The organism is Gulosibacter sediminis, assembly GCF_030011715.1.
In the GTDB taxonomy this organism is placed as follows: Bacteria; Actinomycetota; Actinomycetes; order Actinomycetales; family Microbacteriaceae; genus Gulosibacter; species Gulosibacter sediminis.
Map to the genome: position 1 here is coordinate 1 of NZ_JASCYH010000028.1, position 12,087 is coordinate 12,087.

Genomic DNA, 12,087 nt, shown 5'->3' on the forward strand with positions numbered 1-12,087 from the left:
TCGGGAACAAGATCGTCGGCTACTCGATCGACTCGAGAATGAAGTCAAGTCTTGCTGTCCGAGCGCTCGAGAACGCAGTCGCGATGCGTGGTGCTGTCGCCGGCTGCGTGGTCCACTCCGACCGCGGGTCGCAATTCCGAAGCAGGAAGTTCCTGCGCGCTCTGGCCCGCCATCGCCTGGTCGGTTCGATGGGCCGAGTCGCGTCATGCGGTGACAACGCCGCGATGGAATCGTTCTTCGCACTACTGCAGAAGAACGTCCTCGACCGGCGATCCTGGACCTCCCGGGAGCAGCTGCGCATCGGGATCGTGAGCTGGATCGAACGGACCTATCACCGCCGACGCCGACAGGCCGCTCTCGGGCGTTTGACGCCCATCGAATTCGAAGCCATCATGAACACGACTGTCGCACTGGCGGCGTGACTAGAAACTGTCACCTATCCGTGCAGCAGACCCGACCACCTTCAAATTTCAAGTTCTGCGGCCGGCCCAGCATTGAGTACATGAGGCTCTCTGGCAGATAGCCGGGAGTGCGGAGCCACGACCGAACTCGGTCCGCTTCCCCTGTTTCGGCCGCAATGCCGATGAGGCGGGCCTCAGCGTCGGCATAAATATGACCTTTGCGGAGGCCATGAGGTCCTGACATGAATCGTCCTATGGGAGACGATTGGGTAGACCCCGACATGGCCCAGTCTGTCAGCCGATCGTTCCCGTAGATCAAGTCGATGATGACGTTAAGTCCCTGCACTTCATGCCAAACCTCGGACACGGAGTTCGTCTGATGTCCCGGTTCTCCCGCTGCTGCCAAGGCCAGGTATCGGAAGAATCGCGAGACAAGTTGGGAGTTATGACGTACGTCTACCGGCACCAGTGTGCTGAGCACGGCTTCCGCACCGGCTCTCAGCAGGAGGTCGCCTGCATTCACGGCACCGGCTCCTCGAGGCGAGGTGTGGCACGCACTGAGCACAACCAGGGGTGGCATAGGGCCGAGGTCTTCGCCCAGACTCGGCTCATCACCGATCATTACACCCGCCAGGTTGGAGTCTTCGAGCGAGAAGCCATGGGCACTGAGAACGAGCACGTCTGGTCGGGCGTCGGCCACTGCACGCTTGAAGGTCTCCCGAGTGAGCGCTTCAACAGTGACGACCTCAATATTCACGTCGCTCGAGTTCATTTCTTGTTCTACCATTTTCCAAGCGCCACGAGACAGTTGGCCAACTGGGTCTTGATCTGAGATGCACTCAGCGATTAGAACTCGGAAGCCTTGTGACAGGTCACGAGGGATTTGAGGACTCAGCTCAAGCTGGAGAGCACGAGTCAGTGGGTTGACTGCGCGATAGCTGATCGGGATTCTCGTCGACAAGGGCGAGGTGTCTCCGGGCATCGTCAGCAGCCCAAGAGGAAAGTCCGTGAACGCGTCTATTGACGATGCGCATCGGATTGCAGCCACCAGCGGCTCGATCCAGATATGTTCTGAGGCCTTGTTGAGGCGAGCCATAATGCGGCGGACAGCTTTGGGATTCGCGGAATTTTTCCAATGTGTCTCTAGTTCGGTCAAACAATGGAACATTTCTGGCGTGAGAACGTCGTCAAGAACCAACCCCATCGAGTCGTCAGCGAGTGCGGCATGGGTTACGAGAATCGTGTTGACGTCAGGGTACTTATCTTCAAAGACCGCATCGAGGCTCTCCGCATGTGCGGCGGCAAGCTTCTTGTAGCGCGGAGATGTGCCACCGAGACTCAATGAGAGACGAACCCTTGTCGTGTTTGCTGCTCGACGGAAGGCAGCAGGGTATGCGTCTGCAGCTGAGGTTTCGTCGTAGCCCCCGCGCTCGAGCGACACGAGCGTCTCAAGGAGAACGCGAGCATGCCTTACCTCGGCAGCGGAGTGGAACGGGCTCTGAAAGTCTGGGAGTTCTGTGAGCGGCGTACCCATCATCCGGCAAATTCGCTGCAGTGACAGGTGTGATCCATCAGGCGGTACCGGCCAGGACCAAAGCGGTGCCGTCGCATCAACCGTGATGCCAGGAATCTCATCCATAGCCCAGATCTTGGCGAGCCTGATCCAATGCTCGTTGAGCAACGACTGATTGAGATCCTCAAAATCTACCGGCGGGAGGAGGAACCTGAAGGTGGCATGCACTTCTTGAGCTAGCCGAAGTGAGGCGCTGGATGCGATTATGAGTGCGGGCTCGTATGGGGCGACGAGACGCTCCATCAAGTCAAGATTTTTTAGAAGATCCTCCGGAATCAAAGCGATCGCGTGCGAGCGAGAGCCATTCGTTTGGTCCCTGACGCCTTCAAGCGGTAGGTCAACCGTTTCGAAACGAGACTTTGGCAGGTGCATCGCGTACCAAATTCCGGGGAGAGCTGGTAGAAGGTCTTCATCGAAGGTTCCGAGCGGAAAGTCCTCGACGAAAGGGGACTGCTCCGTCAAAGCGTAAGCCTCAAGCGGGACCGCCACTACGTAAAGCGGTGCCGGATAGCTCAGGCGGCGTGGTTCACTGCCCCTTTGCTGACCACCAGTTTCGTCCATGGCGTCTCCCGTCCTGCAGGCCGTTCCCGTTCCGTCCGCACCTCTGGTACTTGAGTCCAGTGCTGTCCGACCTAGGTTATCGATCAATCGAGCTCATGGTGGTTGGCTACAAGTTGTTCTTGAGTATGCATCGCTCCTACTCGGGGCGGACAGCGCCCTTCTTACTGGAGGCATCCTTATTGAAGATGCGTTCGCACCTGACTGCAGTGAGCTCCTTTAGCTGGCGATCTAGGTTCACCTCGCCGCCAACCTTCTTGAGCCGTATCGAAAGCGCGAGCTGAGCTTAAATGACACGTTGCAGCCATCAAGACCAGAATCAGCCGTCAAGCCCAGGGGGCGTCCGCTGTCGCCGCTACGATCAGCAGAAAGGTAGTGCAGCTTAGATGTGACGAGATCTGGCGCTGGCTGCTGAGCTTCTCTCGCTCACGAGTCGTAGCTTCGAAGCACAGGTAAATGGAGGCCGAGACAGAGTGACGGATATCGAGCTGCGATCGCTTGCCCCGGAGTACGACGAGGATTACCACAAGACCTACGTGGCCCGGCTCAACGCGGCCGTGGTCGATCCACGGAACAAGAACATCGCGCTCACCGGTCGCTACGGAGCCGGCAAGTCGAGCATCCTCGACAAGTTCATCACGGAGCAGGAGGAGCCTCAGTCTGAGAGCACCGAGGCGAAGGCTACCGAAGACAGGAGCCCCGCAAAGACGGCGAAGAAGAAGAACCCCAAAAAGCCTTCGCCCAAGAAGGTTCTGCGCATTAGCATTAACACGCTCGGGCCCGATAAGGACGAGGGCTTGACCAACAGGATCCAGAAGGAACTGGTCAAGCAGTTGGTCTACCGGGCGAATCCTGGTGAGGTCCGTCGTTCGGAGTTCTCGCGCACACCTGAGCTGTCGTGGTGGCGAACGATCTTTGAAGCGGTGTTGGCGACGACTATTGTCATCGGTCTGCTGTGGCTGTTCGGCGTGCGGCCTAGCGAGGAGTCATTCTGGACCGACGGTCTCTTGTGGCCAATGATCGTGTTCTCCGCTCTGGTGTTCACCGCACTCGTGTTCGTGCGACGGTACATCGGCAATCGTGTTGTGGCTCACGTATCGGCCGGAGGCGCGTCGATCTCCCTCGAAGGCAAGAGCGATTCGTTTTTCGACAAGTACCTAGATGAGTTGCTTGCATTCTTTGAAGCCACAGAGCCGGACATCGTTGTGTTCGAGGACCTTGATCGGTTCAATGATCCACAAATTTTCGACTCGCTACGCGAGTTGAACACTCTTGTCAATACCTCCGCGTACTGGAGGAAGCGCACGGACCGGCCGCTCAGGTTCGTCTACGCGATCAAGGACAGCCTGTTCGAGAAGTTCGGCGATGAGCAGCAGGAGAAGGACGAGGACGCTAAGAAGACCGAGGAAGGTGCGAGCACGTCCGACACGAAGAAGCCGGAGAAGAAGGACGCCGCGTCTGAAGCCGTGGAACGAGCGAACCGGACGAAGTTTTTCGAGATCGTCATTCCGGTGGTGCCGTTCCTGTCGCACAACAACGCGCGCGACCACTTCCTGACGGAACTCGAAAAGCTAGAGCTTCCCACGGGCGAGGGCATGGAGATCAGCCCTGGTCTCATCGACATCGTGGCGCGGCACACCACCGACATGCGCCTGATGATCAACATCGGCAATGAGTTTGTCGTCTATGCCGAGCGGTTACTGTGGGTCGATGGCACCAAGAGAAAGCGTGCGCCCGAGCTGACAGCGGATCTCCTGTTCGCTCTCGTTGTTTACAAGAACTTTCACCTTGCGGACTTTGAGTCCCTCCCTCATCGAGGTAGTGCTCTCGACATGCTGGATCAGAAGCGCCGAGATCTGGTGGATGCGGCACTCAAGACCCTGCAGACGGAACGCGGAGATCTTGCTCGGGGTGCAACCCGGCGGCAGAAGCAGCAGACTCTGGCAACTACGCTCGGAGCTCGGCTCACGGCGTTGCAGGCCACGACTGGTATGACGCTTCTTGCAGCAACAGTCGGTGATGTAGCGCTTGACGTTGACGCGGCAAATGATCGATCCTTCTGGCAGCCGATTGGGCAGGCGGGAGAGGTCGAGCTGAGATTCCGTCATCGCTCGGGCAACGGGGAGAACACGCGTCTGCGAGGTGCCAATCTCGCTGCGTTGTTTCCCGAGGTCGCTGACGCTGATAGCTGGGAAGACTCACCGTCGCGTACAGATGACGACAGGATCGCCGAGATCAACGCAGAGATCACGTCACTACCTCGTGCGAGCCTTGAAGACCTTGCGGCGAGCACGAAGTACAAGCTCAACGACAAGTCCTTTGCCATCCTTGCCAAGGACACGCTTCCGTCGCAGCTTGCGCTTGACCTCGTTAAGCAGGGGTACATCGATCGGTTCTATGCCGAATACTCGACCGTCTTCTACGGCAAGTTCTTGGGTGTCGACGTGGCGAACTTCTTCCGCAACAGCGTGTGGCCCAACGAGATGGACGTGCAGTTCAAGTTCACCCCAGAGGACGCACAGAATGTTCTGGTGCAAGCCCCGGCTGACTTCCTTCGCACGCGGGCCGCTCTCAACATCGACATCGTCAACCACCTCATGACCATCGAAGATCCGACGTCGAACGACCTCATCGATGTCCTGGCCCGGCCCGACAACGAGGACGGACAGCAGTTCCTTGTCACGTACTTCAACACGCCGAAGAGTCAGAGTGAGGCGCTTGTCGCGCGGCTGGCAGCCAAGCCATGGCCGGGCCTCTTCAAATTCATTGCCTCAGAGGGCGTGATCGATGCCGACGAGACGACGGTGACCCTGCTTGACGCCGCGTTACGGAACGCATCCAGCTTGGAGGCTTTCGAGCTCGATGCTGACGCGCGAGCACTCATTGAGCGCCTGCACACGGAGATCCCGACGTTCCGCGAGACCCCACGTGGTGCGTCTGCGAACATCCTCTTCGCCTTCCTGACGGCTGCATTGCCGACCGTCCCGAACATCCGAGTGCTCTCGCCGGAGCTTCAGGCGTTGGTGGTCGGCGAGAAGCGGTACGCGCTCGACGCCAACAACCTTCGCGCCGCTGCCGCTTTGTCAGAGGAGACGCCGATCTGGGCAGACAACCTCATCGCCAAGCTCGCGGTCTGGGCGTACTGCACCGAGAACATCGAGGACTATCTCGGGCTGGTCGAGAGTGATGAGCATACGACGGCAAGTTGCGAGTCTCCAGGGGTTCTGGCTCAGGTCGTCAACGCGCAGCACGAGGACTGGCCAGCCGATGCGCTGGAGGCATTCCTCGACGCCACCGCAGAGAGTGCAGCGCTACCTGACGTCAATGAGGTGGATCAGACTACATGGCCGACAGTCGTGGCTCGAATGTGCGTCGTCCCGAACTTCACGAACTTCGAGGCGTACGCAACCGAAATCGGTGTTGACGATGCACTTCAGGCGCTGTTCACGGACGACGATGGGAAGGTCGTCGACGTCGCTGACCTGGAGGATGCGACCACAGAGCAGCTTGCGCCCGTGATCCCGCTCCTCCTGAACGCACATGCGGTGCTTGAAGCGCGGCAGCGAGTGCTGCTGGCTAAGCAGCTCTTGGATGCGCCGAACGGTCCCGAGTTTGACCTCAGTGAAGTCGAAGCGACCCAGGACGATCTGCTGGCTGAACTGCTGCGAGAGCGTGTGGTCGACGACATCGAGGAGGCGTTCACCCACTTCGCTGGTGCCGGCTGGGATGCGATCGGCCCTGCGCTGCAGGTGTCGGCGGATGCTGCGACTTTCATCACTCCAGCTTTGGTTCAGGGTCGTGCCGCGGACGTCCTGCGCGAGAAGAGCGTTCCGGATGCAACAAAACTTGCACTTCTTGATCAGCTGGTCGAGTTCGCCCGCGCCGAGACTGAGTTCGCACCCGCAGCGGGTCAATCGTTCCTGGTCGCGGCTGCGCGGACCGCACGAACGCTGGGCGTCACGTTGTCGACGGAGGCACTCACTCTTCTCGCGCCTGCTGTCAGCAACCACGAGGATGTCGTGTGGCAACTGAAGGAGCAGGCTGGTTCGATCAGCGTGCAGACGGTCATGGGGATCCTCGGTTCGATGTCCGGCGACTTCGCCGGATTCGCAGGGGCTGCGGGTCAGGCGTTCGAGGTTGGCAATACGCAGTCCTTGAGAGCCGTTGTAGACCGGCTGAAGCTCGCCGGCGTCATCAAGCTGCAGCAGGGTGGACAGCCCAGAGATCGCTGGAAGCTGCGCATCGCTTAACCCCCTGCTACGGTCGCCACTACAAAGCTCGTCCTCGCTCTAGGCTCAGGTTCATGGAGCGGACCACATCGAGGGTCCGGATGAGATCAAGATACGTCGGGATCTCTCGGGATCGCGCAGGGCTTCGCAGGACGTCGGTCGGGATCATTCAGGATCTGACGGGATCTCTCGGGATACGACTACGTGTCGGACGCGCGCTGCCTAGGCAGTATGACAAGTATTCACTCGAGGCGGGCTATGCCCACCTGACAAGGACCGTCATGCCTAGCGATTGGATGTAAACCTGAGGTTCTGCGCCGTCGTTAGACGTCATTCGATAGGCCAGTCGCCGGGCAATCCAGTACTACAGCGAGCAGATAAACCCCAGAATCACGAGGGTCTTCGCCTCACCTGCCTTGCGAGCGCGCCACGTACAGGCTTGGAGTGTCGGGATAGTTCGCAAAAAACCTTGCGGGTACATTTGCGGGTACATTGGCCATTTTGACCCACTGTTCACACGACAAAGCCCTGATGAAAAATGCTTCTCATCAGGGCTTTTCGGTCGGGCTGACAGGATTTGAACCTGCGACCCCTTGACCCCCAGTCAAGTGCGCTACCAAACTGCGCCACAGCCCGTTGTTCACCGTGGTGACAACTCGAATAGCTTAGCGCATCCGGCGCCGCGAATGAAACCGAGCTGGCGCGCGGTGGCGACTTGGGTATTCTTGCGAACACAATCGACAGCAACACGAGGTTCGGGAGCAAGGATGGCCGAGGCAAAGTACGCAGAAGAGCGTCGGTCGGAGCTGCTGCGCATCCTCGCATCGGCGGGCCGAATCGACGCGGCCACGGTCGCAGCCGAGTTTGGCGTGACTTCTGAGACAGTGCGCAAGGACCTCATCGCGCTCGAAAACACGGGCCTACTGCGGCGAGTGCACGGCGGCGCAGTGCCGGCCGACTCGCACCTGTACGAGCCGACGCTCGAGGCGCGTATCGAGTTTTCGGCCGAGAAGCAGCGCATCGCGCACAAGGCGCTCGAGTACATCCCAAACGGCGGGGCGGCGCTCTTCGACGCAGGCACCACGACGCACCGGCTCGTGCAGCAACTCCCCCACTCGGCGAACTTCACGGCCTACGTCAACGCACTGCCGCTTGCGACGACACTCCTACGCCAGCCGCAGGTGCGCGTCGAACTCGTCGGCGGCATGATGCGCGCGGTCACCTCGGCCGCGGTCGGCGACCGCACGGTGCACGCGTTCGGCGGCATCAACGTCGGCGTTGCCTTCCTCGGCACGAACGGCATCCATCCTGAACGCGGGCTCACCACGCCGAACCCCGACGAGGCCGCAGTCAAGCACGCGATGCTTGCCTGCGCCGAGCAGCGCATCGTGCTCACCGACCACTCCAAATTCGGGCTCGTGCGCGGCGTACGCCACGCCGAACTCGCCGACATCGACATCATCATCACCGACCGCGACGTGCCCGCGGAGATGCACCGTGAACTCGACGCTGCGGGCGTGGAACTCGTTATCGCGTAAGCAGCTCGAGGTCGATCTCGGCCAGGCTCGCAACCACCTCGACGCCGAGCGCCTCGAACGCCTCGCGATCGGCAGCATCCGAGGGCACAGCGATCACGCGCATCCCCGCATCGCGACCCGCGGTCGCGCCACTGACCGAGTCCTCAACCACGACGCAGCGCGCGGGGTCGACGCCGAGCGCATTTGCGGCGGTCAGATACGGCTCGGGATGCGGCTTCGCACGCGACACCTCGTCACCGGCGACGGATGCGGCAAACGCAATTGGCGCAACTGCCAGCACGGGATCAATAAGCGGTCGATAGCTCGACGACACGAGCGCGCAGGGAACCCCCGCATCCGCCACCAGCCGCAGCAACTCGCGCGACCCCGGCAGCCAGTCCGGCCCCTCGGCGTGGTGTGCCGCCACTCGCTCGGTGAGCACCTGCGCAATCACCTCGGGGTCACCACGCACTCCAGCGGCCACCAACTCGCGCGCGGTGTTGATGAGCGGCGTGCCGAAGACCTCGCGCGCCTGCGCCGAAGTCCAGGTCACGCCGGCCTCGCGCGCGAGCTCCTGCTCGCACACCTCCCAGGCGTACTCAGAATCGATCAGCGTGCCGTCCATGTCCCAGCAGATCGCGGCGGGCAGGGTGGGTGCTCCGGTCATGCCAACTCCTCATTCCGTTGCGAATCCAACACAATCCAAAGATATCTGGGCAAGCCCCTTGCCAACAGTCCAACAATCTCCAATAATTCCAATTAAACCCAAACAAGCATCGGAGGGGCACGTGAGCGAGAACACCGCGCACCACATCGTCACCGTCACGCCAGCGCCGGCGATTGACTGGACGGTCACCGTCTCGAGCTTCGCGCTCGGCGCCGTGAACCGGGCGACCACCTCAACCCGCGAGGCCAGTGGCAAGGGCGTCAACGTCGCCTGGGCCCTGCACCGCGCGGGCGTTGCCAGCCAGGCCATCGTGCCCGCGGGCGGCAACACCGCTGAATTCATGGCCACCCAGTTCACCGCGGGCGGGCTCGGCCACGAGATCATCCCCATCGCCCGCGAGGTGCGCACGAACATCACGCTCATCTCCCCCGGCGAATCCACCAAGATCAACGAGCCGGGCACGCCGCTCGACGACGCCGAGTGGGCCAGCCTGAGCGCCGCCGTCGAGCTCGCCGCCAAGAACGCGAGCATCATCGCACTTTGCGGCAGCCTGCCCACCGGCGCCGAGCCGGATGTGTACGGCCGGCTCATCGAGTCGGTGCGGGCCCGCGCGCCCCACGTGCGCATCGCGCTCGACACCTCGGGTGAGCCGCTGAACCAGTCGGTCAGCGCCGGCCCCGACCTCATCAAGCCGAACGTCGACGAGCTCGCCGAACTCACGGGCCGCCCCCTGGGCAGCCTCGGCGAGGTGCGCGCGGCCGCCGACCACGCCCGCGAACTCGGCGCCGGCGCCGTGCTCGCCAGCCTCGGCGGCGACGGCTCGATGCTCGTCACTGCCGACGGCGCCTGGGTTGCCCGAGCCCACGACATCCCCGTCGTCAACACTGTCGGCGCGGGTGACGCGCTGCTCGCCGGCTTCCTTGCCGACGGCAACTTCGACTCCGAGAGCCTGCGCAACGCCGCGCTGTGGGCCTCGAGCGCCGTTGCCTCCCCCACCACGCTCTTCCCCGTGCGTGACGAGTTCGCGAGCCGCATCACCGTGTGCGACTTCGCGACCGAGTCCGCGCTCGCCAGCACCGCACTCTCGGAGCCCGCAGCTCCTCCCGCAACAACCCCTGTCAACTAAGGAGACGGAGAGATGACCGACCAGTACATCATCGCCGCAACCGGGTGCCCCACCGGTGTGGCACATACGTTCATGGCCGAAGAAGCCATCATCCAGGCCGCCAAGGCGCGCGGCATCGAGGTGAAGGTAGAAACCCACGGCCAGGCGGGCGTCGAGCACGCCCTCACCGCCGACGACATTCGCCGCGCCACCGCGGTCATCGTCGCGGCCGATAAGGACGTCCAGGCAGAACGATTCGTTGGCAAGCCCCTCGTGAACGTGTCGGTTGCCGCCGGCATCCACAAGGCTGATCAGCTCATCGACCAGGCCCTCGCAAAGGCCTCGGCCGGTGAGAGGGCCGCCGCTGGCGAAGGCGAGTCCGAGTCGGCGCTCGACGCGGATCTCCTCGACGTTAAGTCGATCGAGACCACCGGCACCGGCTGGCGCCGCGTCGGTCGCGACATCTATAAGAGCCTCATGAACGGTGTCTCGCACATGCTGCCGTTCGTCGTGGCCGGCGGTGTGCTTATCGCGGTGTCGTTCCTCTGGGGTATCTATTCGGCCGACCCCGAGAGCGACCAGTTCAACCAGTTCGCCGCCAACCTCAAGGAGATCGGCGGGATCGCCATGGGCCTCATGGTGCCCGTGCTGTCGGCGTTCATCTCTGACGCGATCGCGAAACGGCCAGGTTTGGTCGTCGGTTTCATCACCGGTCTCATCGCCTCGACCTACGGCACCGGCTTCCTCGGTGGTATCGTCACAGGCTTCCTCTCTGGTTACGGCATGCTGCTGCTCGACGCGGCGCTGAAGTGGACGCCGAAGTCGCTCAACGGTCTCAAGGCGATCTTCCTCTTCCCCGTCATCGGCACCGCCGTCTTCGGCCTCATCACGCTCGTCATCGCGACCCCCATGGCGAGCATCTCGACCAACCTCGAGAGCTGGCTCTCGTCGTTCCAGGACGCAAACCCGCTACTGCTCGGTCTCATCCTCGGCATCATGAGTGCGTTCGACATGGGTGGCCCCGTGAACAAGGCCGCCTACGTCACGGGCGTTGCCCTGCTCGGTGACGGCAACATCACCTTTATGGCCGCCGTCTCGGCCGCCTGCATCGCCCCGCCGCTCGTCACCGCGATCGCCGCCACCTTCTTCCCGAAGGGCTTCCAGCCCGCCGAGCGTCGCGCCGGATACGTGAACTACATTCTCGGCGCCACGCACATCACCGAAGGCGCGATCCCCTTCGCCGCGCGTAGCCCGCTCGTCGTCATCCCGATCCTCATGCTCTCGAGCTCCATCGCCGCGATCCTCTCGCTCCTCTGGGGCGCGGGTTCGCCCGCCCCGCACGGTGGCTTCCTCGTACTGCCCGTCGTCACCAACCCACTGCTCTGGGTCGCTGCGATCCTCATCGGTTCGGTGGTTGGTGGCGTGATCTTCGGCCTCTACCGCACCGCGAGCGCCCGCCGCGCCGCCGCTCACGCTGCGTCCGAGCACGCTGACGTAGACGAGGCACCGGCAGCCCCGGCCGCCGAGACCCCGATCACTCCGGCTTCCGCCGCGGCACCCGGTGCTGGCACCGCCACGGCGACGGCCACCGCGACGCGCATCTTCGCTCCCGAGCACGTTCGCGTCGACGTCGACGCCTCGGGCCGCGACGGCCTCCTCCAGCAGGTGGCAGCGACGGCACAGCATCTCGGCATGACGACCGACCCGGATGCGGTGGTCGCCGGCATGCTCGAGCGCGAGGCGCAGAGCACCACGGCCCTCGCGCAGGGCGTGTCGATCCCCCACGTAAAGTCGCCGGCCGTCACCGAGGCCGCGATCCTCATCGTGCGCGGCGCGCAGCCGGTCACCTGGACCGACGGCGAGCTCGTCTCGACAGCCCTCGCGATCCTCGTGCCCGCTGCCGAGGCCGGCAGCACCCACCTCGAGCTGCTCGCCAAGGTCGCCCGCGGCCTCATGGACGACGAGTTCCGTGAGACGCTCATCTCGGGCAACGTCGACGCCATCTATCAGCGGGTCGACGCCCAGCTCAACAGCTAA

General features: G+C 62.4%; 7 protein-coding genes and 1 tRNA gene. 5 read left to right on the forward strand and 3 right to left on the reverse strand.

Going from position 1 to position 12,087, the window contains the following annotated elements; all coding sequences use genetic code 11:
- On the forward strand, positions 1 to 422 hold a 422-nt coding region (locus QM019_RS09295; protein ID WP_282852737.1), incomplete at its 5' end, for a DDE-type integrase/transposase/recombinase.
- A gap of 10 nt (positions 423 to 432) precedes the next feature.
- Here the strand turns inward: QM019_RS09295 and QM019_RS09300 are convergent.
- Positions 433 to 2,535, reverse strand: coding sequence for a CHAT domain-containing protein (locus tag QM019_RS09300; protein ID WP_282852738.1), 2,103 nt, complete (start codon positions 2,533 to 2,535; stop codon positions 433 to 435).
- A 470-nt stretch (positions 2,536 to 3,005) separates the two neighbouring features.
- Here QM019_RS09300 and QM019_RS09305 point away from each other — a divergent pair, with 470 nt between their 5' ends.
- The gene (locus tag QM019_RS09305) at positions 3,006 to 6,782 is read left to right on the forward strand and encodes a YobI family P-loop NTPase (RefSeq protein ID WP_282852739.1); all 3,777 of its coding nucleotides are present in this window, start codon (positions 3,006 to 3,008) and stop codon (positions 6,780 to 6,782) included.
- Between the two features lie 541 nt (positions 6,783 to 7,323).
- On the opposite strand, the gene QM019_RS09310 is transcribed toward QM019_RS09305, so the two are convergent.
- Positions 7,324 to 7,397 (reverse strand) — tRNA-Pro (locus tag QM019_RS09310).
- A gap of 131 nt (positions 7,398 to 7,528) precedes the next feature.
- Here QM019_RS09310 and QM019_RS09315 point away from each other — a divergent pair.
- A complete protein-coding gene (locus QM019_RS09315; protein WP_282852740.1) occupies positions 7,529 to 8,299 on the forward strand; it encodes a DeoR/GlpR family DNA-binding transcription regulator in 771 nt (256 codons plus the stop codon).
- Here the strand turns inward: QM019_RS09315 and QM019_RS09320 are convergent.
- On the reverse strand, positions 8,289 to 8,945 hold the full coding sequence (locus tag QM019_RS09320; protein WP_282852741.1) for an HAD family hydrolase: 657 nt from the start codon (positions 8,943 to 8,945) through the stop codon (positions 8,289 to 8,291). The two genes, QM019_RS09315 and QM019_RS09320, sit on opposite strands and share 11 nt — an antisense overlap.
- Positions 8,946 to 9,066: 121 nt before the next feature.
- Here QM019_RS09320 and QM019_RS09325 point away from each other — a divergent pair, with 121 nt between their 5' ends.
- Positions 9,067 to 10,071, forward strand: coding sequence for a 1-phosphofructokinase family hexose kinase (locus QM019_RS09325; protein WP_282852742.1), 1,005 nt, complete (start codon positions 9,067 to 9,069; stop codon positions 10,069 to 10,071).
- 12 nt (positions 10,072 to 10,083) lie between these two features.
- Positions 10,084 to 12,087: a fructose-specific PTS transporter subunit EIIC gene (locus QM019_RS09330; RefSeq protein ID WP_282852743.1), complete on the forward strand. Its 2,004-nt coding sequence runs from the start codon at positions 10,084 to 10,086 to the stop codon at positions 12,085 to 12,087.